This window comes from Streptomyces zagrosensis (assembly GCF_014203645.1).
In the GTDB taxonomy this organism is placed as follows: Bacteria; Actinomycetota; Actinomycetes; order Streptomycetales; family Streptomycetaceae; genus Streptomyces; species Streptomyces zagrosensis.
This window is the reverse complement of record NZ_JACHJL010000003.1, coordinates 47,552-73,492: the sequence shown is the minus strand read 5'-3', so window position 1 is coordinate 73,492 and position 25,941 is coordinate 47,552. Positions and strand designations below refer to the sequence as shown.

At 69.2% G+C, this 25,941-nt stretch carries 20 protein-coding genes; 8 read left to right on the top strand and 12 right to left on the bottom strand.

Going from position 1 to position 25,941, the window contains the following annotated elements; all coding sequences use genetic code 11:
• The first annotated feature begins 320 nt into the window (after nt 1-320).
• The 4 genes from FHS42_RS07125 (at nt 321) to FHS42_RS39485 (ending at nt 4,429) form a co-directional block, all read left to right on the top strand.
• Nucleotides 321-2,087: an asparagine synthetase B family protein gene (locus tag FHS42_RS07125; RefSeq protein WP_184569968.1), complete on the top strand. Its 1,767-nt coding sequence runs from the start codon at nt 321-323 to the stop codon at nt 2,085-2,087.
• Nucleotides 2,088-2,115: 28 nt separating this feature from the next.
• Nucleotides 2,116-2,556 (top strand): NUDIX domain-containing protein, encoded by a 441-nt coding sequence (locus FHS42_RS07120; protein ID WP_184569966.1) that lies wholly within the window; start codon nt 2,116-2,118, stop codon nt 2,554-2,556.
• A gap of 71 nt (nt 2,557-2,627) precedes the next feature.
• Entirely contained in the window at nt 2,628-3,947 is a 1,320-nt protein-coding gene (locus tag FHS42_RS07115; RefSeq protein ID WP_184569964.1) for a UDP-glucose dehydrogenase family protein, read from the top strand.
• Between the two features lie 152 nt (nt 3,948-4,099).
• Nucleotides 4,100-4,429: an NsdA family TPR-like regulatory protein gene (locus tag FHS42_RS39485; RefSeq protein ID WP_512700936.1), complete on the top strand. Its 330-nt coding sequence runs from the start codon at nt 4,100-4,102 to the stop codon at nt 4,427-4,429.
• 266 nt (nt 4,430-4,695) lie between these two features.
• On the opposite strand, the gene FHS42_RS07110 is transcribed toward FHS42_RS39485, so the two are convergent.
• From FHS42_RS07110 to mshD, 3 genes are all read right to left on the bottom strand, one after another.
• A complete protein-coding gene (locus FHS42_RS07110) occupies nt 4,696-6,432 on the bottom strand; it encodes a CHAD domain-containing protein (RefSeq protein ID WP_184569962.1) in 1,737 nt (578 codons plus the stop codon).
• Nucleotides 6,433-6,505: 73 nt separating this feature from the next.
• Entirely contained in the window at nt 6,506-9,148 is a 2,643-nt protein-coding gene (locus FHS42_RS07105) for an RNA degradosome polyphosphate kinase (RefSeq protein WP_246494359.1), read from the bottom strand.
• A 532-nt stretch (nt 9,149-9,680) separates the two neighbouring features.
• Nucleotides 9,681-10,616 carry a mycothiol synthase gene (mshD, locus tag FHS42_RS07100; protein WP_184569960.1) on the bottom strand — a complete coding sequence of 312 codons (936 nt, stop codon included), beginning with the start codon at nt 10,614-10,616 and terminating at the stop codon, nt 9,681-9,683.
• Nucleotides 10,617-10,964: 348 nt separating this feature from the next.
• Here mshD and FHS42_RS07095 point away from each other — a divergent pair, with 348 nt between their 5' ends.
• The gene (locus FHS42_RS07095) at nt 10,965-12,788 is read left to right on the top strand and encodes a bifunctional metallophosphatase/5'-nucleotidase (RefSeq protein WP_184569959.1); all 1,824 of its coding nucleotides are present in this window, start codon (nt 10,965-10,967) and stop codon (nt 12,786-12,788) included.
• A gap of 268 nt (nt 12,789-13,056) precedes the next feature.
• On the opposite strand, the gene thrS is transcribed toward FHS42_RS07095, so the two are convergent.
• Nucleotides 13,057-14,274: a threonine--tRNA ligase gene (gene thrS / locus FHS42_RS07090; protein ID WP_184569957.1), complete on the bottom strand. Its 1,218-nt coding sequence runs from the start codon at nt 14,272-14,274 to the stop codon at nt 13,057-13,059.
• Nucleotides 14,275-14,701: 427 nt separating this feature from the next.
• Here thrS and FHS42_RS07085 point away from each other — a divergent pair, with 427 nt between their 5' ends.
• Nucleotides 14,702-15,463 (top strand): GNAT family N-acetyltransferase, encoded by a 762-nt coding sequence (locus FHS42_RS07085; protein WP_221476239.1) that lies wholly within the window; start codon nt 14,702-14,704, stop codon nt 15,461-15,463.
• Between the two features lie 188 nt (nt 15,464-15,651).
• Here the strand turns inward: FHS42_RS07085 and FHS42_RS07080 are convergent, their stop codons facing one another.
• Genes FHS42_RS07080 through FHS42_RS07070 form a run of 3 tightly spaced genes read right to left on the bottom strand, consistent with a single transcriptional unit; the run spans nt 15,652 to nt 17,983 of the window.
• Nucleotides 15,652-16,572, bottom strand: coding sequence for a squalene/phytoene synthase family protein (locus FHS42_RS07080; RefSeq protein WP_184569955.1), 921 nt, complete (start codon nt 16,570-16,572; stop codon nt 15,652-15,654).
• Nucleotides 16,569-17,270, bottom strand: a complete 702-nt coding sequence (locus FHS42_RS07075) for a tRNA-dependent cyclodipeptide synthase (protein WP_184569953.1) — start codon at nt 17,268-17,270, stop codon at nt 16,569-16,571. Before FHS42_RS07075 ends, FHS42_RS07080 begins: the two co-directional genes overlap by 4 nt.
• Nucleotides 17,267-17,983, bottom strand: a complete 717-nt coding sequence (locus tag FHS42_RS07070; protein WP_184569951.1) for a transmembrane-type terpene cyclase — start codon at nt 17,981-17,983, stop codon at nt 17,267-17,269. The genes FHS42_RS07075 and FHS42_RS07070 overlap by 4 nt, the downstream gene beginning before the upstream one ends.
• An 895-nt stretch (nt 17,984-18,878) precedes the next feature.
• On the opposite strand from FHS42_RS07070, the gene FHS42_RS07065 reads away from it, so the two are divergent.
• Nucleotides 18,879-19,664 (top strand): pentapeptide repeat-containing protein, encoded by a 786-nt coding sequence (locus FHS42_RS07065; protein WP_246494387.1) that lies wholly within the window; start codon nt 18,879-18,881, stop codon nt 19,662-19,664.
• 258 nt (nt 19,665-19,922) lie between these two features.
• On the opposite strand, the gene FHS42_RS07060 is transcribed toward FHS42_RS07065, so the two are convergent.
• The 4 genes from FHS42_RS07060 to FHS42_RS07045 all read right to left on the bottom strand — a co-directional run bounded on the left by FHS42_RS07060 (nt 19,923) and on the right by FHS42_RS07045 (nt 23,268).
• Nucleotides 19,923-20,711: an ABC transporter permease gene (locus tag FHS42_RS07060; RefSeq protein WP_184569947.1), complete on the bottom strand. Its 789-nt coding sequence runs from the start codon at nt 20,709-20,711 to the stop codon at nt 19,923-19,925.
• Nucleotides 20,708-21,739 carry an ATP-binding cassette domain-containing protein gene (locus FHS42_RS07055; RefSeq protein ID WP_184570663.1) on the bottom strand — a complete coding sequence of 344 codons (1,032 nt, stop codon included), beginning with the start codon at nt 21,737-21,739 and terminating at the stop codon, nt 20,708-20,710. Before FHS42_RS07055 ends, FHS42_RS07060 begins: the two co-directional genes overlap by 4 nt.
• Before the next feature lie 60 nt (nt 21,740-21,799).
• The gene (locus FHS42_RS07050; RefSeq protein ID WP_184569944.1) at nt 21,800-22,642 is read right to left on the bottom strand and encodes a DUF4097 family beta strand repeat-containing protein; all 843 of its coding nucleotides are present in this window, start codon (nt 22,640-22,642) and stop codon (nt 21,800-21,802) included.
• 89 nt (nt 22,643-22,731) lie between these two features.
• On the bottom strand, nt 22,732-23,268 hold the full coding sequence (locus tag FHS42_RS07045; RefSeq protein ID WP_184569942.1) for a hypothetical protein: 537 nt from the start codon (nt 23,266-23,268) through the stop codon (nt 22,732-22,734).
• Nucleotides 23,269-23,744: 476 nt separating this feature from the next.
• On the opposite strand from FHS42_RS07045, the gene FHS42_RS07040 reads away from it, so the two are divergent.
• Nucleotides 23,745-24,320 carry a DoxX family protein gene (locus FHS42_RS07040; RefSeq protein ID WP_246494357.1) on the top strand — a complete coding sequence of 192 codons (576 nt, stop codon included), beginning with the start codon at nt 23,745-23,747 and terminating at the stop codon, nt 24,318-24,320.
• 62 nt (nt 24,321-24,382) lie between these two features.
• Here FHS42_RS07040 and FHS42_RS07035 read toward each other — a convergent pair whose 3' ends face one another.
• Nucleotides 24,383-25,819: a hypothetical protein gene (locus FHS42_RS07035; protein ID WP_184569940.1), complete on the bottom strand. Its 1,437-nt coding sequence runs from the start codon at nt 25,817-25,819 to the stop codon at nt 24,383-24,385.
• Between the last annotated feature and the right edge of the window lie 122 nt (nt 25,820-25,941).

Below are 25,941 nucleotides of genomic sequence, written 5' to 3'. Positions count from 1 at the left end.
CTCCCCTTTGCCAGTGACCAGACCACGCACGGCTCGAACAAGCAGTTGAGTAGGTACGTCCGCACTTGGTGGAGCACGAGAGATCCGTACTCGACTGTGGACGAGGAGTCGTACGGGGTCCGCGTGTTGGGTCAGTAACGATATTCCTCCGCCGCCGGCCGTGAACCGTCTTTGCGAGTTGTAAGCCCCCCTGCGAGCCCTCCCCCCGCTCCTCGCGGGCGGCTGTGATGTGAGCCCAGGCCGGCGCCGGAACCGAAACCGGTCTCCTTCCGGCGGTGGCCGCCGCCAAGGCATCCCAACCACCCTCGGGGGTGAACCAGATGTGCGGAATCGCAGGACTGGCCGGAGGCGACGCCTCCCGGCACGAAAGCACGGTCGGCGCGATGGGCATTTCACAGGCTCATCGAGGACCGGACGGCACGGTGCACGCCGCCTCGATCGACGGGCGGGCGGTGCTGGCGATGAACACGTTGCTGATCGTGGACCCGCAGGCCATGCCCGGCCCCTATCTCGACCGCCCCACCGGGGTGCTGTTGGCGTTCAACGGCGAGATCTACAACTTCCACCAGCAGGCAAAAGCCTGGGGCATCCCTTTGGCCGCACGCGAGTCGGATGCCCACTTCCTGCTGCGGGCCTGGGCGAAGATCGGCCCGTCCTGCCTGAACGGGCTGGACGGCATGTTCGCCCTCGCCGTCTATGACCCGCGCGTCGGCAAGCTGTTCCTCGCCCGGGACCGGCTCGGCGAGAAGCCCCTCTACTGGCGCCTGGATGGCGGCCGGCTCGCGTTCGCCTCCGAGGTCACCACCCTGTCCGGCTACGGCAGTGCCCCGCTGGTCCTGCGGCCCGAGATGGTCTCCATCGAGACCCCGACCGGCGCGGACACCCCCTTCCAGGGCATCCAGCTGCTGGCCCCCGCCACCCTGATGGCCTTCGACACCGCCACCGGCTCCCTCGACCAGCACACCTGGTGGTCGCTGGAGAACCGTCAGCCGTTCGAGGGGACCTACACGGAGGCCCTGGCCCGGTTCTCGGTCGTACTGGCCGAGCAGGTCCCGCTGCGGGCCCCGTCAGGCGAGTTCGCCCTGTTGTTGTCGGGCGGCCTGGACTCCTCGGCGCTGGCCTACCTGATGCGTCCGCCGGTCTGCATCACCGTCCGCTATCCCGGCCAGGACCGCCTCGACGAATCCAAGATCGCCGCCACGGTCGCCCGCGACATCGGCGCCGAGCTCGTGGTGGTCGAGCCCGACTCCGCGGACTTCACGACGGTGCTGCCGCACATGGTCGCCGCTCTGGACTATCCGATGGGCAACGCTTCGACATTCTCGGAGTACATGGCCTACCGCAAAGCCTCCGACCTCGGCCTGAAGGTCGTCGCCGGCGGTCTGGGACCGGACGAGTTGCTGATGGGCTATGTCCGTCACGCACTCGTCCTCTTCGGCCCCGACGACGTCCTGGCCGCAGGGCTGGAGGCATACCGGCCGTTGGCCGCGAAGCTGATGCACACCGCCGGGCAGAGCCTGGATTCGGCGGAGGCGGTCACCCGGCTCATCCTGCGCGGCCCCGACCCCGAGGGGCGGATTCGCGACCTCGTCGGCAGTGCGATGCAGCGAGCCGGCGGGGATCTGGCCCGCGCGCTGACGCTGGCCGACCTGGCCACGGCCTGGCGGCCACTGGTGATGACCAGCGACAAGCTCGCCTCCGCTTTCGGCCTCGAACGCCGGTCGCCCTACCTCGCCCGCGACCTGGTCGAGCTGGCCTACCGGCTGCCGGCCGAGCACAAGATCTGTGACCCGGCCGAGGGCAAGCGGATTCTGCGGGACGCCGCGAAGGCCCTGGGGCTGCCGCGGGAGGTCTGGGGCAGCCGGGACAAGCTCGGCTTCGCCAGTCCCGTCCCCGCCTGGCTCAACGGACCCCTCGCCACCTGGGCCGACGACCAGATCCGCATCGCCCTCACGGACGCCCCGGCGGCCTGGCGGCCGTTGCTGGAGGGCGGGCTGAAGCCCAGCGGCCGGTTCGACCGCACCCGGATGCAGGCCCTGATGGCAGCCGCCTGGTTTCGCGCCCCGTCGGTGAGGGCTGCCGCATGATCTTCAACTCCGTTACTACGGTGGTCGGATGCAATCCGACACCACCACCTCCCCACAGTCGTCCACCGCCCGCGGAGCGGTCGCGGTCATCGCCAACCGGCGCGGTGAACTCCTTCTGCACCTGCGTGACGACCTACCGGGCGTCATCGCCTGGCCCGGCCACTGGAGTTTGCTGGGAGGCGGCGCGGATGACGGCGAGACTCCGGCCGCCGCGGTCATCCGTGAGCTCGACGAAGAAGCCGGCCTGACCGTCGCCGACCTCGCCGAACTCTTCGAGATCCGCGATATCTACGGCTCCGGCCAGCTCATCACGTTCTTCTGTGGAACCTGGGACGGCGACGAGACACAGCTGCCTCTCGCCGAGGGCGTCAAGCTCCAGTTCTTCGCCCCCGAACACCTCGACATCCTCACGATCCCGCTGTTCATCCGGGACGGGATCAACCGCTATCTGGCCGCCCGGCCCGCCTGATCACCCCGGCGTTTCCGGGCGGTGAGGGGTGGGGCCGCGCAGGCGGCCCCACCCGAAGGGAACACCCGCTCGTGAAGCTCACCGTCATCGGCTGTGGCTACCTCGGCGCCACCCACGCGGCCTGCATGGCCGAACTCGGACACGACGTGATCGGCATGGACGCCGACATGGATAAGGTCCACGCCCTCAACTCCGGCAAGGCCCCGTTCTTCGAACGCGACCTCGACGTCCTGCTGGCCAAGCACACCGCGACAGGACGGCTGAAGTTCACCACCTCCTACGCGGAAGCCGCCGCCCACGGCGCACTGCACTTCATCGGCGTCGGCACCCCGCAGCGAGCCGGAGAGGACGCCTACGACCTCACCCATCTGTTCTCCGCGGTCCGCCAGCTCGCACCCCGGCTGAAGAGCCCGGCCGTTGTCGCGGTCAAGTCGACCGTCCCGGTCGGCACCGCGCCCCGCGTCGTTAAGATCCTGAAGGAGTTCGCTCCGGCGGGCGATGAGGTCGAGGTCGCCTGGAACCCGGAGTTCCTGCGCGAGTCGTTCGCCATCGAGGACACCCTCCGCCCCGACCGGCTCGTCCTTGGCTTCGAGTCCGAGCGCTCCTGGGCCGAAGCCGTCCTGCGGCAGTGCTTCGGGAAGATCATCGAGGCCGGGACACCGACGATCGTCACCGACTGGGCCACCGCCGAACTCGCGAAAGCCTCCGCGAACTCCTTCCTCGCCACGAAGATCTCGTTTATCAACGCGATGGCCGAAGTCTGTGCGGCAGCGGGCGCCGACGTCGGCCAGCTCGCCGACATCCTCGGCCACGACGCACGCATCGGCCACCGTGGCATGCGGCCTGGTCTCGGGTTCGGCGGCGGCTGCCTCCCCAAGGACATCCGCGGCTTCATGGCCCGTGCCGGTGAGCTCGGCGCCGACCAGGCCCTGACATTCCTCCGCGAGGTCGACGCGATCAACAACCGGCAACGCGAACGCATGGTCGACCTCGCCCGCGAACAGCTCGGCGGCAACCTCATGGGCAAGCGGATCACCATCTGGGGCGCCGCCTTCAAGCCCAACACCGACGACATCCGCGACTCACCCGCCCTCGCCGTCGCCCACAAACTCCACGAACTCGGCGTCATCGTCACCGTCACCGACCCCAAGGCCCTCGACAACGCCCGCAAGACCCACCCCGAACTCGACTACACCGACGACCCGATCGCCGCAGTCCAGGACGCCGACCTCCTCCTGCACCTGACCGAGTGGCCACAGTTCACTCACATCGCCCCCCACCGCCTCGCCCACCGCACCGCCACCCCGAAGGTCATCGACGGCCGCGGCACCCTCGACGCCGACACCTGGCGCAAAGCCGGCTGGACCGTCCGCGCACTCAACCGTCCCTGAACAATCGTCGGCACGCAGTCCCGGCAGCCTCGGCCAGAGCAGCCGGGCTGCCTTCGCTTCACAACAACCGGGAGCCCATCGTCTAGCGACATGCCTAACGTCCCTGCACGTCGAACAAGGCCATGACCAGCCCAGAGACTTGATAACCAGAGATAACCGGTGAGCACGGACTCGCCCAGTGCTACTACCTCCAGGCTCTCGCACTGACACGAGAGGCTGGCGACGATATCCACGGTGCCTTCATCCTGCGCATCCTCGCGCACAACGGGATGGATATCCGGCAGCCCGAACACACGCTGGACCTAGCGGAGGCTGCATGGGCACGCGTTCGCGGCCTAGTAGATCCGGCGACGGAAAGTCTTCTCGCCGTAACGCGTGCTCGGGCCCTGGCTATCGTGGGTCGCGGTCCTGAAGCCGCCGCCCAGGTTCGGCAAACCCAGGACCTCGTCCTACGAGGTGGTGCGAAAGCCCTACCGTTCTGAGCGCCGCTTTGGTGAGCGCCCCGGGCTGCCGTCGCTTCCCATACGGCGAAAACGGTACGAGCCCTTGACGATCACGCCGCCACGGAGGCGCAGTACAGCATGTCAGCGAGGCACTACGCGCACAGAAAACCACCGCAGACCGACAGCCCGCCCTCATGGCAAGGGCGGGCTGTCGTCCGAGCGCTAGCGCTGCGGCGTCGGCAGCTTGCGGAGCGCGTTGTTCCGCGACGTATGACCTTGGGGCGCGGTCACGTCGGTGGCCGCGGTCACGTCGGTGGCGCCGCTCGCTGCCAGATGCGGCCGAAGGCGTAGCGGGCCGCCTCCACCTCGTGGCGCTGGTCGGCGTGCAGGATGCCGAGGGCGTACGCGGTGGCGGGGGCGATGCGTGGGGTGCGGGCCGCGGCGGCGGCAGCCGCGGCTGCCTCGGCGGCGTCGCGATGCCGTTCCAGGGCCTGGCTTGCCGCTAGGAGGCGTACCGCCAGGGTGGGTTCGGTCTCGGTGGGGCCGGCGGCGAGCGGCTGGTGCTCGGCTAGGACTTCGAGTGCGTAGCGGCCGATGCGTACCAGCCTGCGGACCTGGTGCCACGGGGTGTCCTGGGCCTCGCTTGCCGGTGGGGCGTCGGCGGTGGGAGTCGCGGCCAGGCCGTGGGTCAGTGCATCGGCGTTGTACGGGTGCCCGGCGCGGCTCAGCGGCAGGGCGTCGATGGCCTCGCTCAGGCGTCGGTTGGCCTGCTCCGCGAGGGGCGGCAGCGTCATGTCTGCGGGCTGTTCGGAGGTGGCCGGGTTTAGCGGGACCTCGGAGGCGAGAAGCGCTACCGCGTCGGCCACCGCGTGGAAGCGGGAGGAGCCAAGGGCTTGGAGTGCCGCCGTGTGGGCGCGGGTTCTGGCGAGCGTGAGTTGGCGTTCGAGGAGCGCGCCCGCGCGGGCCGCGCCCACGGTGAGGGCGCCCGCGCGGGTGTCCTCGCGCTCGGCGTTGCCTCGCGAGCCGGTCGGGCCGCCGGCGCCAACGGCTCCGCCCGCAGCGCCCGTACCGCCGGTGGAAAGGCCCGCGCCACGCCCGGCGGAGCGAGTGGTCCCGGTGCGGTCTGCGCTGCTGCGGGGCGCCATACGGTCGGCGCCGCCGCGGGACGAACTCGGGCGATCCGCGCCGCCGTCCCGCGGGGACGCCACATCGGCGGCGCGCCCGTCCCGGCCATCACGCCCGTCCCGGCTGTCCCGGCCATCGCGGCCGTCTCTGCCATCGCGGCCGTTGCGCGTGGCCGACGAGTCGCGGGGGCGCTGTTCGCCGAGCCGGCCGGCCCGGACCGAACGGCCGCTCGTACCGTCCCCGGGAAGCTTCGCCGAGACGGCGGATGCGCCGCCCGCTGCCGATGCGCCATGGGCGCGGGCGCCGCGCCCGGCTCGGCCGCCGGCGGCCTCCCCCGAGCCCGCTCCGGGGCCGCCGATGCCGTTGTCCGTGCCGCGCGGCTGCATCCGATCGGCGGCGGAACCGGTGCCGCCGATTCCACTGCCGGCACCCGTACCCGCACCGCCCGCACCGTTAGCACTGCCCGCGCCGCCCGCGTTCCCCGCGCCGCCCGCGCCAAACGGCGGGCCGTTCAGCGCGTCGATGGGCTGCTCCGGCACCGGGGCCCCGGAGAGCCGGTGCAGGGCGCCGCGCAACCGGGCCAGCCGGGCCGCGTACGCGTGCTCGCGCGCCAGCACCCCCGACAGCCAGGCCAGTTCGGCCCTGAGCTGGTCGGCCCAGGCCGGGTCGGTCAACGAGCGGTAGGTGTACAGCACACCGCTGATCCGCCGCGCGGACTGGCGCAGCAGCCGGGCCGCCTCCACCGCTTCCTCCGCGTCGGAGCCGCTCTCGCGGTGCAGCCGCAGACTTCGTAGGAAGTCCCCCGCCTGCGCGTGCAGATAGCGGGAGAGCACCTCGCCCGCTGTCGCCGTCGTCGTCACCGTCACCCGGCCCTGGCCGCTGCTGGTGGCCGCTGAACCCATGGCGTAGTCCGTCATTTCGTGTCCCCTGGTACCGGAGGCGGTACCGGTGACGGGACCCTGCCTGGCCCCCGTAACCTCGACCGCCAGGTCATGTCGCTGTTGAACCACGCCGGCGCCTCCGGGCGTCGATGAGCATCTCCTGAACGTTCCGCAGCGACCGATCGTCAGCATCAACGGCGTGCCGGGTCCAATCGCCGCTCGGGCCCAGATGCCAGGATGCTGTGGAGTCCTTTGTTCCGGTCTCCAAAAGCCGGTCGAGCGAGGCCCGGTGGGCCGGGTCGATGATGCTGACCAGCGCCTCGATCCGCCGGTCCAGATTGCGGTGCATCATGTCGGCGCTACCGAGCCAGACTTCGGGCTCGCCACCGTTCCCGAAGATGAACACACGGGAGTGCTCCAGGAACCGGCCGAGCACACTACGCACCCGTATGTTCTCCGAGAGTCCGGCGACGCCAGGGCGCAGCGCACAGATGCCGCGCACCCACACATCCACCGTCACGCCCGCGCGCGAGGCCCGGTAGAGCGCGTCGATGATGGCTTCGTCCACCATCGAGTTGACCTTGATGCGGACGTACGCGGGCCGACCCGCCCGGTGGTTCGCCACTTCCTTGGCGATCCGCTTGATCAACCCGTCCCGCAGCGACTTCGGAGCGACCAAAAGCCGTCGGTAGTCCTCGATCAGGGAGTAACCGGAGAGCCGGTTGAAGAGGTCGGAGAGGTCGGCGCCGACGTCGGTATTGGCGGTCAGCAGCCCCAAGTCCTCGTACAGGCGCGCCGTCTTGGGGTGGTAGTTGCCGGTGCCGACGTGCGAGTAGCGGACGAGTGCTTCGCCCTCCTGGCGCACGACGAGCGACAGCTTGCAGTGCGTCTTGAGGCCGACAAGTCCGTAGACGACGTGGCAACCCGCTTCCTCTAGCTTGCGGGCCCATTTGATGTTGGCCTGCTCGTCGAAGCGCGCCTTGAGCTCGACGAGAACGAGCACCTGCTTGCCGGCCTCGGCCGCGTCGATCAGCGCATCCACGATCGGTGAGTCACCGGAGGTCCGATACAGGGTCTGCTTGATGGCCAGCACGTCGGGATCGCCAGCGGCCTGTTCGAGGAATGCCTGTACGGAGGTGGAGAACGAGTCGTACGGGTGGTGCAGCAGTACGTCACGCTCGCGCAGCGCCGCGAAGATGTCGGGCGCCGAGGCCGACTCGACCTCGGCGAGGTCGCGGTGCGTCCCGGCCACGAACTTCCGGTACTTCAGCTCGGGCCGATCCAGCGCACCGATCCCGAACAGCCCGGTCAGATCGAGCGGCCCCGGCAGCGGATACACCTCGGCCTCGGAGACCTTGAGTTCCCGCACCAGCAGATCGCGCACGTACGGGGCGATGGTCTCCTCGACCTCAAGGCGCACCGGCGGTCCGAAGCGGCGCCGCATGAGCTCCTTCTCCAGGGCCTGGAGCAGGTTCTCGGTGTCGTCCTCCTCGACCTCAAGGTCTTCGTTGCGCGTCACCCGGAACATGTGGTGCGCGAGCACGTCCATGCCGGGGAACAGGTCCTCCAGGTGCGCCGCGATGACGTCCTCCAGCGGCACGTAGCGCTGCGGCGATGCTTCGAGGAATCGATTGAGCAGCGGCGGCACCTTCACCCGGGCGAAGTGGTCATGACCGCTGATCGGGTTGCGCACGACGACGGCCAGGTTGAGCGAGAGGCCGGAGATGTACGGGAAGGGGTGCGCCGGGTCCACCGCCAGTGGGGTGAGCACGGGGAAGATCTGCTGCTTGAAGAGCGCGGTGAGCCGCTCCTGCTCCTTCTCGGTCAACTCGCGCCAGCGGACGAGGTGAATCCCCTCGTCGGCGAGTGCGGGGCCCACGTCCGTCTGGTAGCAGGCAGCATGCCGGGCCATGAGCTCGCGGGTGCGGTGCCAGATCAGTTCCAGCACCTCGCGCGGCTGGAGGCCGGAGGCGGAACGAGTGGCCACGCCGGTGTGGATGCGGCGCTTGAGGCCAGCGACGCGGACCATGAAGAACTCGTCCAGGTTGCTGGCGAAGATCGCGAGGAAGTTCGCCCGCTCAAGCAGCGGCGTCGCGGGGTCCTCGGCGAGTTCCAGCACCCGCTCGTTGAAGGCCAGCCAGCTTCGCTCCCGGTCCAGGAACCGGCCCTGGGGGAGCTCGTCCCCGTCTTGCGCCTCGTACGCGTCGAGGTCGGCATCGATGTCCGGCTCCAGCTCCGGCACCGGCGGGACGCCCACCGCGTGCGGGCGGTGGGCCGCTATCGAACCGATGGTGGGTTGGGAAGCGGGGCGTCCGTCGTGGTCGGTATCGCGCGTACCGTGGATGGCCAGTGCTCCCTCGGTCAGAGGTACTGCGTGGGGAGTGATGGCGTGCGGGCCGGCGGCGCCTGGTGGGGTTGCGCCGGTTTCGGCACCGGTTTCCGTACCGGCGTCGGTCTCGGTGCCGGTGTCAGCGTCAATACCGGTGCCGGTGCCGATGTCAGTAGCGGTGCCGATGTCAGTGTCAATACCGGTGCCGATACCGGTACTGGTGTCGGGTGCCGTGTTCGGGTCCGTTTTCCGAGCGGGCTGTGCGCCGCTCTTACCGCGGGCGCCGCGTGCGTTACGCACCGACGGCCCATCCGTACCGCGCATAGAGGTCTCCTCGGCCGTCCCCCGGGCCTGCGGCCGGGACTGGTCGTGGGCACTGGATTCATGGGGATACGGGGCAGGTTCCCCGGAAGACTGCTGCATGTCCCTATTCTCCCGCGCGGTGAGCCCCATGGGCGCGGCGGAAGAAGACGGAGGCGGAACTCCGTGAAGCCTCCGGTTCGGGGCATTGGGCACAGCGGGCTGCATTCAGCGATGTTCGCAAGCGACATTGAATCGCCGGTAACGGGCACATGGCTGTCAGGCAAGCGGGTCCCTTCGCCAGGGTGGCCGTGCCGCTCTTCCGAGTTCCGCTCCAGCCCCTCCGGCCGGCTCCAGCCCGTGCCCGGGCGCCCCCGACGCCCCGGGCTCGCGCGCCGTGGCGCCCCCGGGGCCCGGGGCTTGTTTTGTCGCACTCCGTACGCTGAGCGGGCTCGCTCGTTCGCTGTACGGGTGTGCGGCTGACGGGTTCGCTCCCCGGGCGCCTGGCGCGTGCGTACTTCGTACGCCTAGCGGAGACCGGGGCGTGACGGCCGCGGAGTGACGGCCGGGAAACGACTACCGCGAAGTGCCGGCCGGGGATGACTACCGGCAAGGGAAGGCCGGCAAGTGACGGCCGGGAAATGGTGGCCGGGGCTCAGGTCTCCGTGCGGTACATCAGGTCCGTCTCGTACGTGGTGAAGCCAAGCCGCTCGTACACCGTCACGGCCGCCACATTGTCCGCATCCACGTACAGCATTGCGGTCGGCAGTTCGCAACCCGCCAGGTGCCGCAGGCCGATCGCGGTCAGTGCCTTGCCGAGGCCGCTGCCCTGCTCATCGGGGTGCACACCGACCACGTACACCTCACCAAGGCCCTCCTCGCGGTGCACCTTCGTCCAGTGGAAGCCGACCAGGCGGCCGTCACGTTCGGCGAGGAAGAAGCCTGCTGGGTCGAACCACTCCTCGCCCTTGCGGTCGTCCAGGTCGCGCTGGGCCAAGGAGCCCTGTTCTGGGTGATGGGCGAAGGCCGCGGCGTTCACCGCGAGCCAGGCCGCATCGTCCTCACCTGGCCGGAAGGTCCGCACGCGCACGCCCGGCGGCAGCGTCGGCTCGGCGATCTCCGCGGCGGCCCGCTCGCCGAGCGGGCGGCGGAGCTGGCGCAGCTCACGAAAGAGCGAGAGGCCGAGCACCTGGGCCAGATGGCGGGCGGCGGCGTGCCCGCCGTGGGCCCACACCCGCAGCCGCTTGCCCGACTCGCCGAGCAGCGCATGGCCCAGCGCCCTGCCGTGCCCAAGGCCGCGCCAACCGGGGCGCACCACGAGTTCGGCGGCCGGGGCCTCCACCGGATCGGTGTCCTCCAGTTGGGCGTAACCGGCCAGCGCGTCGGGCTCCTCGCGCAGCACCAGGTGCCGTACGCCCGTACGGCTGCCGCTCCGTAGCCGCAATCTGCCCTGCTCCGAAACCGCAGGCTGCCCATCGGCCCTGGCCGCCTCCGCGATGAGCTCAAGTACCTCGCTCGCCACATCGGGCGTCAACTCGTCCACGATGTCGATCCGCCGCGCCTGGCCCGGCTCATGCCCTACGTCAGTCATGCGCTGAGCCTACGACTTGGCGTCCCGCGGGTGGTCACAGCGTGCGCCGTGACCTCCCCCGTTGGTCTGCCGGTGCCTGCGGGGCCGGCTGGTGCTGGCCGCTGTCCCGCGGCGCCGGCCGGTGCCTGCCGTGGGCCTGCTCGTACAGCGAAGGCACATCGGCATGCTCGTACAGAGAAGGCGCATGGGCCTGCTCGTACAGCGAAGGGCAACCAGCTCGTCACCCCAACCCTCCTGACGTGCTACGCGCGTCAACCGTAAGCTGCGCCCCGACCATGCGCGGTGCACGGCCCGTACGCGGCACGTGGGCCGCACCGCGGGTGCACCGCAGTTTGCGAAGGGAAGCCCATGTCAGCAGCCATACCTCAACGGCGTCGCGCGGCGCGCAGACTGACCGCCACGGCGGCGGTCCTGGCCGCGGCGGCGGGCCTGCTCACGGCCGCTCTGCCCGCGGGCGCCGAGTCCGAGAGCACCGCGCGCGGCTCCGATCGGGACGCGACGGGCCGGACCGTGGATGTCCAGTTGCTCTCTTTCAACGACCTGCACGGCAACCTCGAACCCCCGCAGGGCTCGTCGGGCAACGTCACCCAGACCCTGCCGGACGGCACCACCAAGGCGATTCCGGCGGGCGGTGTCGAGTATCTGGCCACCTCGCTGCGTAAGGCGCGCAAGGGCCACCGGCACTCGGTGACCGCGGCAGGTGGCGACATGATCGGCGCGAGCCCGATGCTGTCGGGCCTGTTCCACGACGAGCCGTCCATCGAGGCGATGAACAAGCTGGGCCTGGACGTCTCGGCGGTCGGCAACCACGAGTTCGACGAGGGGGCCGAGGAACTGGCCCGAATGCAGAACGGCGGCTGCCACCCGAAGGACGGCTGCTACGAGGAGGGCAAGCGGTTCCCCGGCGCGGACTTCCCCTACCTCGCGGCCAACGTGACCAGCGAGAAGACCGGCAAGCCCGTCCTCAAGCCGTACACCGTGTGGAAGCACAAGGGCGTGCAGATCGGCTTCATTGGAGTGACCCTCGAAGGCACCCCGGACATCGTCACGGCGGAAGGCGTCAAGGGGCTGAAGTTCCACGACGAGGTCGAGACGATCAACAAGTACACCCGGGAGCTCAACCGCAAGGGCGTGAAGTCGGTCGTCGCGCTCATCCACGAAGGCGGCCTGCCCGCCTCCGGCTCGTACAACTACGACTGCAACAGCCCCGGCCCCGGTGACGGCATCTCGGGTTCGATCGTGGAGATCGCCAAGAACGTGAGCCCGCAGGTGGACGCGCTGGTCACCGGTCACACCCACCAGGCGTACGCGTGCACCATCCCGGACCCGGCGGGCGTGCCGCGCACCGTCACCTCCGCCGCGTCCTTCGGCCGGCTGTACACCGACACGACACTGACGTACGACCGCCGCACCCGCGACATCGTGCGCACCAGCGTTGAGTCCGCCAACCATGTGGTGGACCGGGAGCAGCCGCGGGCCAAGGACATGACGGCGCTGATCAAGCGTTGGAACAAGCTGGCCGCGCCGGTCGCCAACCGGCCGGTGGGCTATATCTCGGCCGATATCCCGGGCCGCGGTTTCAACGCGTACGAGACGCCGCTGGGCAACGTCATCAGTGACGCGCAGGTCGAAGCGCTCGCCCCGGCCGACAAGGGCGGTGCACAGCTTGCCTTCATGAACCCGGGCGGCGTCCGCTCCGACCTGGCGCACAAGGCGTCGGGCGGCGAGGGCGATGGGGTGGTGACGTACGGCGAGGCGTTTACCGTGCAGCCGTTCACCAACATGACCAACGTGCTCGACCTGACCGGTGAGCAGGTCTTGACCGTGCTGCGGCAGCAGGTCAGTGGCGTCAACGAGAAGCAGCCGAGGATTCTCCACGTATCCAAGGGCCTTTCGTACACGCTCGACCTCACCAAGGCCGGAGCGGATCGGATCGCCGCGGACTCGGTCCGGTTGAACGGTGAGCCGATCGACCCGAAGAAGACCTACCGGGTCGCTGTGAACGAGTTCCTCGCCGGCGGCGGCGATGGCTTCCCGGTGCTGAAGGAGGGCAAGAACAAGCTGGTCGGGCCCTCCGACCTGGACGTTTTCACGGCCTACCTGGGGGCGCACTCCAAGCCAGACGCGCCACTTGCCCCGCCGAAGACGGACCGCATCACGATCGTGAAGTGATGAAGTAACGCACGCGGTGGCGGGAAGGGGCGCGCGGCAGCGCGAAGTCCCCACCGTGCGCCGCCGTTACGCGAAGGGCCCGCGTTACGCGAAGGGCCCGCGTCCGCAACCGGCGGATACGGGCCCTTCGTTACGTGGAGGTGCGGTGGCGCCACGGTGCGGTGGGGCTGGTCGCGCGGTAGGTGCGGCGCGTTACGCACCGATGCGCTGTGCTGTGCGGTGCGGTGCGGTGCGCGCCGATGCGCTGTGCGGTGCGGTTGCGCGCCGGTCACCCTTCCCATAGCCCGGTGCTGTACGCCTCGACACGGGCGACCATGCTGGCCATGGCCTCGGCAGCGGGCTGCGGGTCAAGGCGCCGGCCATCCCGTAGGCGCAGGGCAACGTGGTCATGGGCAGCTTCTCTCGCGCCGATGACGGCTTGGTACGGCACCAGTCGGGCCTCTCGAATGCGGGCGCCCAAGGTGCCGCGTTCAGGACCCGCGATGTCGGCCCGTAGTCCGCGGTCGGTACACCGCTGGGCGAATGCTGCGGCATGCGGCATCTCGCCCTCGGAGATCGGAAGAATGACCAATTGGGTGGGAGCGAGCCAGGCGGGGAACGCGCCGCCGTGCTCCTCGATGAGATGGGCCACGGCCCGCTCGACACTGCCGATGATGCTGCGGTGCACCATGACCGGTCGGTGCTTGCCACCGTCCGCGCCGATGTAGTGCACATCGAATTGTTCGGGCTGGTGGAAGTCGACCTGGACGGTGGACAGGGTCGATTCGCGGCCGGCTCCATCGGAGATCTGGACATCGATCTTGGGCCCGTAGAACGCGGCCTCCCCCGGGGCCTGCTCGTACGGCAGACCCGAACGGTCGAGCACATCGCGCAACAGGGCGGTGGCCCGCTGCCACAGCTCCGGCGCAGCGACGTACTTCCCGCCAGGGCCGGGGAGGGAGAGGCGGTATCGGGTCGCGGTGATGCCGAGCACCTCGTACGCGCGGCGGATCATCGACAGGGCCGCCTGCGCCTCGTCGGCCACCTGGTCCAGGGTGCAGAAGATGTGCGCGTCGTTGAGGTGGATGGCGCGGACCCGGGTGAGTCCACCGAGCACACCGGACAGCTCCGAGCGGTACATGCCACCCAACTCGGCCATTCGCAGCGGTAGTTCACGATAGCTGTGGGAGCGCGATCGGTAGATCAGCGCATGGTGCGGGCACAAGCTCGGCCGCAGCACGATCTGCTCACCGCCGACGTCCATCGGCGGGAACATGTGGTCGCTGTAGTGCGACCAGTGGCCGGAGATCTCGTACAGCTCCCGCTTGCCGAGCACCGGCGAGTACACGTGCCGGTAGCCCGCCCGCCGTTCGGCACCGCGGATGTACTCCTCCAGAGCGTGCCGTACGGTCGCGCCATCGGGCAGCCAGTACGGCAACCCGGCGCCGATCAGCGGATCGGTGTCAAAGAGGTTCAGCTCGCGGCCGAGCTTGCGGTGATCATGCACGGGGGGCTCCTCGCAGGTCATCGGGCGAGTGACCGCCCCGGCCACCGGCCGGGACACCCCACGGCGAAGCCCCGGGGCACTCGCCCCGGGGCTTTGACTCACAACAACGGTCAGCGCGCCGGGACACTCTCCGGCGTCGTCGTGCTGGCAGCGCGCTTCATGCCGAAGACCGTAACAGAGGGCAACCGGCGACCTCCCGCGAATTATCCGGGCGGCTCCGTACCTGCTCCTGCCCCTCCTCGCCCTGCCCCGCCCTGCTCTGCCTCGCCTCGCCTCGCAGGAAACGCCGTTGCTAAACGCGGTGGCCGGTGCTGGAGTGTGCCGCATGGATCACGGTAAGGCGCACCCTGCTCAGCACGGCGCGCCCAACAGTACGAACCCCGCGCCGGAGGCGGCCCCCGAGGACCGCGCGGTGGGGCGCGCCCGCATGCTGGCGGAGTTCGACCGGCAGCTTAGGGAGAGCGTGCCGCCCGATGGCCCCGGGGCCCGGGTCGAGCGAGTGGGTGACGTCGTACGGCAGACCAGCACCGCCGATGGCTGGAACGGCGTGCTCTGGTCGCGGCTCGACCAGCACTCCGCCGACGCGGCCATCGCGGAGCAGGTGCGGCACTTCGGTGCCCTTGGCCACGCCTTCGAGTGGAAGCTGTACGCGCACGACGAACCGGCCGATCTCGCGAAGCGGCTGGTAGCGGCGGGTTTCACAGCCGAACCCGCGGAGGCGCTGATGGTGGCGGAGATCGGCGCGCTACCGACCGACGCCCGGCTGCCGGACGGCGTCGTACTGCGCCCTGTACGCGACGCGGCCGATGTGCACCTCATGGCGAAGGTCCACGAGCAGGCGTTCGGGACGGACGCGACCCGCCTCGGCAACCGCATCCTCGAACAACTGGCAGCCGGCACCGACGCGATGGCCGCCTTCCTCGTCATGGCCGGCGATGAGCCGGTATGCGCGGCGCGCATGGAGTTCTACCCCGGCACCGATTTCGCCGGCCTGTGGGGCGGTGGCACCGTGGCCGCCTGGCGCGGCCGAGGCATTTACCGCGCCCTGATCGCGCACCGCGCCCGCCTGGCCGCCGAGCGCGGCTACCGCTATCTCCAGGTTGACGCATCCGACGACAGCCGCCCCATCCTGGCCAGGCTGGGCTTCACCCACTTGAGCACGACGACACCGTACGAATACGGGTCATAGCAGAGCGCGGGTCACGGGCGAGGGCGGGACGTACAGGAACATGCACGGACTTACGGTGACTTACGGGGATGGAGCGGGGGCGGGCTCGGGCGGGGTGTAGGGATTGCCTAGCGAGACAGCACTGCGCCCCCGGGGGAGGCGTGCCGGGGGCGCAGTGGCAGGTGTTGCGGAGGGGATGGGCGCGGTTGCTACGTCGGCTCCGCAGTCACGGCGAAGATGTCGTGACCGCTGCGTGCTATGCGATCAACGGTCGCCCAGCCCTCGATGAGGGATTCCCGAATGGCCTCCCATCCCAGCGGGCGGGTGCTGTCCATCCACCGCTCAGCGGCGGTGAAGTAGCGGCGTACTCGGACCAGTTGACACGCGACCACATCACGCAGGGCCTGCGGGGACTCGCGAGCGGCGACCGCCCGTTCCATGTCGGCGCGCTGGAGGCCGCACTGACGCAGATCGTCGAGGGGAACGTAGAGCTTGCCCAATCGCACGTCCTCCTCAAGGTCGAGGACGAAGTCGAGCGTTTGCAGGCCGAAGCTCCAAGCCGTCGCCGCGTTCGCGGCGCCATCGCCCGGGGTCTGCCCGCGTGGCCCGAGCAGAGCGGCGAGCCAGCGTGCGGGCTCGCCACTGACGCCGTGCATGTAGCGCTCCAACGCGGTCAGCGTGTCGTACGCTTCCGTGCTCATGTCCGTCCGCAGGGCCTGGCTTGCCTGTCGGATGCCCGCCTCGCTCAGGTGCCACGTGTGGACGAAGTCGCAGAAGGCCAGCGAGACGAGGTATGCCCGTTCACCTTCGGCGTGGGCCTCATCGGGACCGGATCGGGGCACGGGGACGCTCGCGTTGTGCAGCATGCGGAAGAACGTGTGAGTGAACGCGTCGTAGCGCCGAATCCGTTCGGCCAAGGGGACGTCCAGCGCATCGGCCAGATCGTCGGCGTACCCACAGAAGGCGATCATAGCGTCCCAGTAGGGGCGACTCCCCGGCTGGAGTTGGCCCCGCATCCAGGTGTGTGAGGCGTGGTTGTCGTGTTGGAGGATCGTCTCGCACAGGGCGTACGCCTCGCGCAGGCGCGGATCGCGTACGTCCGCCGCGTCTAGTTCCTGCGCTGGCGTCATGCCGCGGGCCGGGCGACGACGAACGCCTGCTGGTCGGCCTTGTACAGGGAGGTTTTTCCGGCGTAGATGCGGTCAATGAACGCCACTCGGTGCTGATAGACCGCGGTGGAGCTCTCCACGCCGATGATCTTGGGCGTATTGATCAGAAAGGGCGTTTCGGCGATCAGATACCGCGCGGCCTGCTCGGTCTGCGCGGCCGTGGGCTCGGCTCCGTGTAGATGATTCCGCAACACCTGCCGCACCGCCTGACCGTAGCTCTCGCGTGTGTCGGTGTCGCCCGCGATGGCCTCTTCGCTCTCTCGCAGCAGGGCCTGGTATGCAGGCCTGGTCTCAATCTCAGACAGTCGGTGCAGTTGCAATGCCACCCCGGGTGCTTCGACAGCCTCCCAAGCACGGGTGGCCCGGTTGAAGAGACGTGACCCCTCTCCATAAGCCTTGCGCCGCGCTCGGTTGGCCGCGTAACCGAGCGCCAGCCAGGTATGTACTTGAGCGGAGTCAGGGATCATGACGTCGATTCGCCGGAACAGCGAAGCGGCCCAACTCAGCAGTTCGGTGAGTCTTTGCGGGCTGAAATAACTGTTTCCTGGAGATACCCCGATGAGGACGTGTTCGCCTCTAGAGCAGACGGTTCGGCAGTTCTCCGTCAAGGGTTCGGCGATGAACTTGGGCACGACCGCCGGAGGGTGCGTATTCGTCACAGCGAAGCGTTCCTTTCGAGGTCCCTGCGCTCAAACTGGTTGCCGGTACTCCGACCGCGCTCTTTCTCCTTACGCATAACGGTGGCGAGTGCCAGCACATACGCGATGTCCAGCGACACGCAGGCCACCGTGCAGTAGGGCAGCCACGGGCCCGGGTAGACCGAGGTATCGAAGAACCAGGCCAGGCAGGTGGCCGCGGTGCCGACCAGCTTCGCAACGGCGATACCCATCGACTGGCCGTGACTGGATCTACGGGAGGCCAGCATCGCCAGGAATAGCCCGGACATGGCCACGTTCATGCCGAAGCTGGTGAGGACCACGTCCCCGTCGTCGAACTCCCGGGACAGGATTTCGATCCCCGCATATGCCAGGCCCAGCACGCCGATAAAGCCAGCGTAGAACACGCGCGGCTGTAGGTAGGGGAATTCACTGGGGCCGAAGCGCAGGACGGTATAGAGCAACCCACAGTCAATAATGAGCCACACCACGCCGATGAGGATTTCAGCTTCGTCTACGTTCGAGTTGCTGCCGGACATATGGTCGGAGGACCGGAAGAAGACGAACTGGAATTCCCAGCAGATGTTCATCGCCAGTGCCACGACCGGAATGGCATAGGTCTTATCTCGAACGCCCACCCGAATCGCAAGCACATATGCCACGGTCCAACACAGACCGCACACGGCGGCGAGAGCCATGCGGATGCCGTCTACCATGTCCCCCCTCGGAACCTTGCCCGCAGGTCACCAACGGTCGAGGCGACCGGTTTGATTGCACAGCGGAAAGCGCCGTCACCACAACGGCGCGAGGGAGCACGCACAACGAGGCAGCGCACCAAACAAGCCCGGGGCAGCCCCTAAAGATCGGTTGATCGTAAAGAGTGATTAACTGTTTATGAGTCTCCCTTGCCAGCGCACCGCCTGCAAAAGCATTGCGCGGTCGGCTATCCGGCGGACCAGGAAAGGCGGATGAACCCGTCCGCCTTGAACTGCGAAATAAACAGCCTCAGCGAGCTCAGGGGTAACCATCGACGTCCCCCCGCGCTGACGCCCACCCAGAACCACAGCGCTCGAAGCGGTCCCGCTAGGGAGCAGTCATCATCGCTACCTCACGGAGGCGGCACGCCAGGCACACCGCCCCTCCCCACCCGATGGGAACGAGCGCGTCGAACACCCCAGCCTTCGCAGCCTTCGCAGCCGCTATGAACGCCCGCGACGGAGAGGTCGTGGCCACTACGACGATTCCGGGAACGTCACTTCTCCCGCACGGCCACGGCGCTGGCTACCCACGCGATCATTTCGCCCGAGGTTCCGGCAGCCGCCGGGATCGCGGGCGGGCCGCCGCGCTTCTGGAGGCGATGGACCGACTGACGCCACCCGTGGGTCGGCCGCCACGTCGGCGCGGGGGACAATAGGCACTGCCCGATCGATGCGGCCCACCCAGCGGGCCGCTTCCCGTCTAGCGGGCTAGGGCGCACCAGACGTTCCTGGTAGGAGAGCACCCACGTTGTCACAGCAGCACGACGCACCGTCCGCCCCCGGCGACTCGGGGCGCCATGGCGTTTCCGCCGAACCGGCGGAGGCTGGCGCTTCGGGTGGGGCTGGCAGTGCCCTGCGGGCCGACTGTGGGAACTGCTTCGGGCTGTGTTGCGTCGCCCTTCCCTTCGCCGCTTCTACCGACTTCGCGAAGGACAAGGCCGCGGGGCAACCCTGTACGCATCTGCGCTCCGATTTCCGCTGCGGCATCCATGCGAACCTGCGTGGCCAGGGCTTTTCCGGCTGTACGGTCTTCGATTGCTTTGGCGCGGGGCAACAGGTGTCCCAGGTCACCTTTGGCGGACGGGACTGGCGGCAGGCTCCGGAGACCGCGCAGCAGATGTTCAGCGTGTTTCCGGTGATGCGGCAGTTGCATGAGTTGCTCTGGTATCTGACCGAGGCGTTGGGCCTTACGCCCGCACGCTCGCTGCGCGGCGAACTGCGGGAGGCCCTTGACCGGACCGAGCGGCTTACCCGTGCTGAGGCCGAGGCCCTTGCCGAGCTGGACGTTCCCGCGCTGCGTCAGTCCGTGAACACCTTGCTGCTGCGTACCAGCGAGCTCGTACGTAACGAGGTCCCCGGCCGCAAGAGGAACCACCGCGGCGCCGATCTCGTTGGGGCGCGGTTGACGGGAGCCAAGCTGCGGGGCGCGAATCTGCGTGGGGCGCTGCTCATCGCCGCCGATCTCAGCGGTGCCGATCTGCGGGCGGCCGACCTGATCGGCGCCGATATGCGCGATGCCAAGCTCGGCGGGGCCGATCTCACCGGGGCGATCTTCCTCACGCAGGCCCAGCTCAACGCGGCGCATGGCGACGAGCGCACGGTGCTGCCGCCGGGGCTTACGCGGCCCGCGCACTGGTAGCCCGCCATCGGGCCGTTCCACTGCGGATAGTCCGGCCCGGGCCGAATCGCTCCCCTGGTATGCGATCCGCGGCGCGGTTGCTCACACTGGCCGAACGGCTGTGGGCGCGACGCGAGTTCCGGCCGACGATGTCCGCAGCCGGACCTGGGCTCGTCGGAGGGGCCGAGCACGCCGACAGGGCGGCGTAGGCCGACGCGGTGTCGGAGTACGCGCCCTGGGGCGGGACGAGTCGCGGGGGCTACCGCGTCGTCATGATCGTTACCTCGGGTCGCGGTTGAACTTCGAGACCGACCAGAAGTAGCCGAGCACCGCGAGGCCGAGGCACCAGGTGACCGCGAGCCACCCGTTGTTGCCTATCTCGGTGCCGAGCAGCAGGCCGCGTAGCGTCTCGATGGCCGGGGTGAACGGCTGGTACTCGGCGATCGGCTGGAACCAGCCCGGCATCGCGTCCACCGGGACGAAGGCGCTGGACAGGAGCGGCAGCAGGATCATCGGCAGCGCGTTGTTGCTGGCGGCCTCGGCATTGGGGCTGATCAGGCCCATGCCGACCGCGACCCAGGTGAGCGCCATGGCGAAGAGCACCAGCAGCCCGAATGCCGCCAGCCACTCCAAGACGCCCGCATCCGTGGACCGGAAGCCGATGGCCACGGCGACGACGCCTACCAAGACCACGCTCAACATTGCCTGGAGGACGCTGCCGACGACATGCCCCACGAGCACCGAACCGCGGTGGATCGCCATGGTGCGGAAGCGGGCGATGATGCCCTCGGTCATGTCGTTGGAGACAGACACCGCGGTCCCGACCACAGTGCCGCCGATGGTCATGAGCAAGATGCCCGGGACGAGATAGGCGATGTAGTCGGAGCGGTCCGCGCCGTCGCCGATGCCCGCGCTCATCACGTCGCCGAAGATGTAGACGAAGAGCAACAGCAGCATGATCGGCGTGAGCAGCAGGTTCAGGGTGAGGGACGGGTACCGCCGCGCGTGCAGGAGGTTGCGGCGGAGCATCGTGGCCGAGTCGCGTACGGCGAGGGGCAGGGAGCTCATCGGACGGTCTCCTTGGACTGGTGGGGGACGGTGGTGTCGCCGGTCAGGGCGAAGAACACATCGTCAAGGTCGGGGGTATGCACGGTCAGCTCGTCCGCCTCGATGCCGGCCGCGTCCAGCCAGTCGAGGATGGAGCGCAGCTCGCGCTGGCTGCCGTCGCTTGGTATCTGTAGCGACAGGGCGTCGTCGTTGAAGGCGCCCCCTGGTCGGGCGGCGCTGAGAGCTTGGGTCAAGGTCACCTCGCGCAGGGCGACGGCGGCGGACTGGTACGCGGACGGGTCGTCGAAGCGCAGCCGTATATGTCCGCCCGGGATGAGTCGCTTCAGCTCATCGGCGGTCCCTTCGGCGGCGATCTTCCCGTCGTTGAGGACTGCGATGCGGTCGGCGAGTTCGTCGGCCTCGTCCAGGTACTGGGTGGTGAGGAAGACGGTGACGCCGCCGGAGACCAACTCGCGGATAATTTGCCACATGTTGTGGCGGCTGCGCGGGTCGAGGCCGGTGGTCGGCTCGTCCAGGAAGATGATCCTTGGGTTGCCGACCAGCGTCATGGCGATGTCCAGGCGGCGCTTCATGCCGCCGGAGTAGGTGGAGGCGGGCCTTGATGCGGCCTCCACCAGGTCGAACCGCTCCAGGAGTTCGGCGGCGGTGCGGCGGCCCTCGCGCTTGGACAGGTGGTGCAGATCCGCCATGAGGAGCATGTTCTCCTCGCCGGTGATCAGGCCATCGACGGCGGAGAACTGCCCGGTGACACCGATCGCGGCGCGCACGGCCTGCGGATCGGCGGCCAGGTCGTGGCCGCCGACGCGGATGTCGCCGGAGGCGGCGTCGGCAGTGATGAGGGTGGAGAGGATCTTGACGACGGTGGTCTTGCCTGCGCCGTTCGGGCCGAGCAGTGCGAAGACCGTGCCAGTCGGGATGCGCAGGTCGATCCCGTCGAGGACGAGCTTGTCGCCGTAGGACTTGCGCAGGCCGATGGTGGAGACGGCGACGGGCGGCTCCTGGCCGGCGCCGAGACTGGACGTGGGCATGACAGATGAAGGCATGGGGCCCTCCCGTTCGAAGGCTGGACTGGGGTGGAAGGTGGGCTTTCAGGCGCGGGCGCGGCGGACGTCGATGTTTCCGTAGCGCGTACGGGCGCGGACCTCGACGGTGTCCTCGGACTTCTGCGGGCCATCGGACGCGGCCAGCGAGTTGTGTACGCTCCCGAAGCCCGAACTGACGTCGAGCCAGGCGGCGGTCCCCTCGCGCACGCCTACGTCGATGGCACCGTAGGAGGTCTCCAACCGGACGGTCCCGCGGGCGACTTCACCAACACGCAGCGTGCCGTGCGCGGTGGTGGCCGCGACGGAGGCCCGGGCGCGCTCGATGATGATGTCGCCGTTGGCGCCGCTGACCCGTAGGTCGCCGGTGGCGTCGCTGACGCTGGTGGTGCCGTGTGAGTTCTTCAAGACGGCGTCGCCCGTGACCGTGCCGACACGCATGCTGCCGGAGCTGGTGGTGATCTCGGCGGAGCCCTCGATACGGTCCACGGAGATGGACCCGTGGGACGCGGTCAGGTGCAGCGGGCCGGTTGTGTCGAAGCGGACGTCGCCCGACGAGGTCTTCACGCGGACCTCGCCGAGGCGTCCGTCACCACGCACCTCGGCCCACGCGCCGGTCGCCTCCACCCGGGAGGCAGTGGGCAGTTCGACGGTGATGTCGGCGGTGCCGGTGCGCCCGAAAAGGTTGGGCTTGGGCGTCTTGATGTGCAGCTTGCCGCCCGAGTATGTGACGTCGGTCTGCTCGGCGGCCCGCACGTCCTGGTCCTTCTTCGGGTCGCGGGGAGCTACGTCCACGACGGTGTCGGTGCGGTCAGCCGCGACGAACCGAATAGATCCCGCGTCCACGTGAGCGTTGACCAAAATCGGCTGGGGAGTCTCGAAAGAAGGCATGGCTGTCCCGTCCTCGTGGGTCTTCATGAATGTTCGTGGCGTCCCCGCTGGTGGGACGTGGTGTGGATGAAGGCGTTTCCAGGGGCTGGTTAACGCACCCAGCCCGTGAAGCCCTGGCCGCCGGCCCTGGTTTTTTCGGGGGCGCGGGGAGCGGCGGCGGGGCCCGCGCTGACCGCGGCAGACACGACGCGCACAAGCCATGCGTTGACCGACAGGCCCTCGTTGCCCGCAGCCTCTTCGGCGAGGGTCTTGAGGTGGGTGGGCAGACGCAAATTGACGCGGGCGGTGCCACCTTCGTCCGTGTCGGCAGGCGCCGGGGCCAGTGCCGATGTCGGTGCCGGCGCGGGCGCCGGGGCGTCGAGCGGCTCGGCGCGGCCCTCGTGCTGCGGCAGCACGACCACGAAGTCGGGGTCGAGGCCACGCAGTCGTACGTCAACCGATCCTGGGGCGAGGTCACGGGTGATCTCGCCCATGGCCGCGGACAGCACATTGAGCAGGGTCAGGCGGGCGGCCGACTCCAGCGGCGTGGTCAACCGCTCGGCGAGTTCGCGGGCTTCGTCACCCCCGGCGGCAGCGGCCACCGCCAGGTCCCGGCGGAGTGTTTCGACGTACGGCGTGAGGTCCATGACGCAATAATGGCGCCATGGTGGCGCCATTGGCAAGCCCCACCTGGCGCCACATGGCGCCTGGTGTGGATTTCGAGGTGGCAGATACGCCTGTTGTTGCAGGTCAACGGCGCGTAAGAGGGCAGAATATTTCTCGGCGCCAAGTTGTCGCGGAGTGGCGCCAAGCGGCGCCAGTGGCGCTGTGTACCCGCACGACCCATACGCGCCGGCCCGCTTCCCCACCGGTTGGCCAGCCACCGCTCCCGCACCACTCACGGCGAACGCGGCCCACGGGGCCTGCGCCCCGTGGACCCGTTTACGCGCGCCTTCGTACTGCCTGCGAAGCACGACAGCAGCCGCCCGGTGGACGACGCGCTGTGTAGCGGAGTCCCAGGAGGGTGGAGGCCAGTCGGTTCGGTCTCACTCGTGGCCGGGCCCCCTGTGTCACTCGGCCACTCGCGCAGCCGAACACCGTCCGAACTCCAAGGAGGTTCGTCATGTCCTCTCCCCCTTCGCTATCCACCCCACCGGAGGACTCCGGTACCACGCGGCTCTTTCGCCGCGACCGCCTTGGCCGGCACAGCCAGGGCAGTGGCCGCTTCAGCATCGCGGGCCAGGCAGCCGAACTCCGGGACGCGATGGGCCCGTACGCCATCGCCGCCGCACGCGTCGTCTTCGGGCTGCTCTTCGCCTGCCACGGCGCCTCCGGCTTCTTCGACCTCCCCGAGGCACCCGGCGGAGCAGGGGGCAAAACGGAGCTCACCGAATGGCCCATGGGACCAGCGGGAGCCATCCAAATCGTCGGCGGTGGGCTGTTGATGCTGGGCCTCGGCACTCGCATCGCGGCGTTGATCTGCTCCGGGTCGATGGCCTACGGCTACTTCGACATGCACCAGCCCACCGGACTGTGGCCCATCCAAAACGGCGGCGAGGAAGCGGCCATCTACTGCTGGGGCTTCCTGCTCTTCGTCTTCACCGGGCCCGGCGCACTCTCCGCTGACGGGCTGTTGCGCGGCCGGGGCCTGACCGGGTTGGGTCGGAAGGATGCCAGCTCAGCGCCGTACTCCCGGTAAACGCGCGTCCGATGGGGCCGCCGTGCGGGGGCCTGATGCAGCCATCCCTACCCCGCGTACCTTCATCGTCGGCCCACCCGGAACACACCACGAAGCGGGCGCGCGGCGTATGCCGGTGGCACGGTGGCGGTCAGGGTGACCGGGCGCCAGGTCCCGCCGACCGCTTCCGGGCGGATGCCCAGCACATCGATGGTGTTACCGGACGCCAGCATGTTGAGGCCGCTGAGCGGAGCACCAGGTGACGACGGCAGACCCAGCGATGTCCAGCGTCCGTCCTTCCCGCCGCGCAGGGCGTCGATGGCCCCCTCGCCCTTCTCCACCAGCAGTACGAGGTTGCCCCGGTTGACAGTGAGCTCCGTTACCGGTCCCGTGCCAGCGGGCAGGGCCGCTGTCGACCACTTCTTTCCGTCATAGCGCAGGAGCAGTCCCGACTCGGTGCCGTCCGCCGCCTGAGCCTTACCGCCCGCCCACACCTGGCCGCGTGCACCGACAGCCACGGTCTCCAGGCCGGCGCGTACGCTACCGAGGCTGGGCCCGCTGACCTCGCTCCAGTTCCTGCCGTCGTAGTGCATCAGCAGCGGGCGCGTGCCGGATGAGCTGTAGGCCGATCCCACTGCCCACACATCGTCGGCGGCCAAAGCCGTGACATCGTCGAAGCTCCAACCGGCCTCCTCATCGCCCACGTCGGGCAGCTTCGCCGCCGTCCAGCGCTTGCCGTCCCAGTGTTCGATCAGCCCGACGTTTCGGCTGTCGTCCGGGTCGTCGGTGGGAACCTGGGCCCCGCCGACGCCCCAGGCGTCCCGCACCGTACGGGCGTCAGCGGACAGCAACCAGGCCCCAAAGGCGCCCTTCGGCACCGGAGCAACGGCGTTCTTCCACGTCCGCCCATTCCAGTGCTGGGTCAGCACGCCGCCGATGCTTTCGTCTTCGGCGTAGTCCCCCACCATGACGGCGTTCTTGCTTGACGCGGCGTCGATATCGTTCCATCGGCCGTCGTACGGCGCGGGCGCGGGCGCGGTGGGCCGCTCCTTCCAGCTCGTGCCCTGGCGGTCGTCGCGTTCCCACAGGGTGGGGAGGAAGGTGAGGGAGTTCCCACGGGGCTGAAGGCGCATCCCTGACACCCAAGTGGTGTGCGCGTCGGGCCGCGCCAGGCCAATGCCGGTGGCCCACTCCTTGGCCACCGGCGTCTCCTGCCACGCGGCGGCTCGTACGGTTGCGGCGGACGGACCACCGGCGAGCGCGGCCAGCGGGCCCACCTGCGGCCCGCCCTGGGTACGGGGGACGGCCTGGGTACGGGGGACGGCCTGGGTACGGGGGACGGCCTGAGTGCGAAGGCCAGCCTGAGTGCGGGAGTCGGCCTGAGCCGAAACCTGGGCCATTGCCGGGGTTGGGGACGAGGCGGTGGCGAGCGCCGGGGAAGCGGTGGCGGTGGCGGACCCGGTGGCGGTGGCCAGCAGTACCGCTCCGAGAACGAACCCGGAGCGTACGCGATGAACCATGGTAGGCAACGTCAACGTGTGACCTTTCGCGATGAGTTGCCGCCCGTATCCGTCGATGAGCGCGGTGACAGGTACGGCCGGGAGGAAGCCGGTGGGCACCCTCGCCTCGTACCTGTCCGGAT

Bases quoted from the DNA above. Each gene is read 5' to 3' on its own strand.
- FHS42_RS07120 (WP_184569966.1), top strand. From the start codon at position 2,116: ATGCAATCCGACACCACCACCTCCCCACAGTCGTCCACCGCCCGCGGA.
- FHS42_RS07080 (WP_184569955.1), bottom strand. From the start codon at position 16,572: ATGACGCCAGCGCAGGAACTAGACGCGGCGGACGTACGCGATCCGCGC.
- FHS42_RS07105 (WP_246494359.1), bottom strand. From the start codon at position 9,148: ATGCAGCAGTCTTCCGGGGAACCTGCCCCGTATCCCCATGAATCCAGT.
- FHS42_RS07040 (WP_246494357.1), top strand. From the start codon at position 23,745: ATGTCCTCTCCCCCTTCGCTATCCACCCCACCGGAGGACTCCGGTACC.
- FHS42_RS07110 (WP_184569962.1), bottom strand. From the start codon at position 6,432: ATGACGGACTACGCCATGGGTTCAGCGGCCACCAGCAGCGGCCAGGGC.
- FHS42_RS07070 (WP_184569951.1), bottom strand. From the start codon at position 17,983: ATGGTAGACGGCATCCGCATGGCTCTCGCCGCCGTGTGCGGTCTGTGT.
- mshD (WP_184569960.1), bottom strand. From the start codon at position 10,616: ATGACTGACGTAGGGCATGAGCCGGGCCAGGCGCGGCGGATCGACATC.
- FHS42_RS07085 (WP_221476239.1), top strand. From the start codon at position 14,702: ATGCTGGCGGAGTTCGACCGGCAGCTTAGGGAGAGCGTGCCGCCCGAT.
- FHS42_RS07050 (WP_184569944.1), bottom strand. From the start codon at position 22,642: ATGCCTTCTTTCGAGACTCCCCAGCCGATTTTGGTCAACGCTCACGTG.
- FHS42_RS07060 (WP_184569947.1), bottom strand. From the start codon at position 20,711: ATGAGCTCCCTGCCCCTCGCCGTACGCGACTCGGCCACGATGCTCCGC.
- FHS42_RS07125 (WP_184569968.1), top strand. From the start codon at position 321: ATGTGCGGAATCGCAGGACTGGCCGGAGGCGACGCCTCCCGGCACGAA.
- FHS42_RS07045 (WP_184569942.1), bottom strand. From the start codon at position 23,268: ATGGACCTCACGCCGTACGTCGAAACACTCCGCCGGGACCTGGCGGTG.
- FHS42_RS07035 (WP_184569940.1), bottom strand. From the start codon at position 25,819: ATGGTTCATCGCGTACGCTCCGGGTTCGTTCTCGGAGCGGTACTGCTG.
- FHS42_RS07095 (WP_184569959.1), top strand. From the start codon at position 10,965: ATGTCAGCAGCCATACCTCAACGGCGTCGCGCGGCGCGCAGACTGACC.
- FHS42_RS07055 (WP_184570663.1), bottom strand. From the start codon at position 21,739: ATGCCCACGTCCAGTCTCGGCGCCGGCCAGGAGCCGCCCGTCGCCGTC.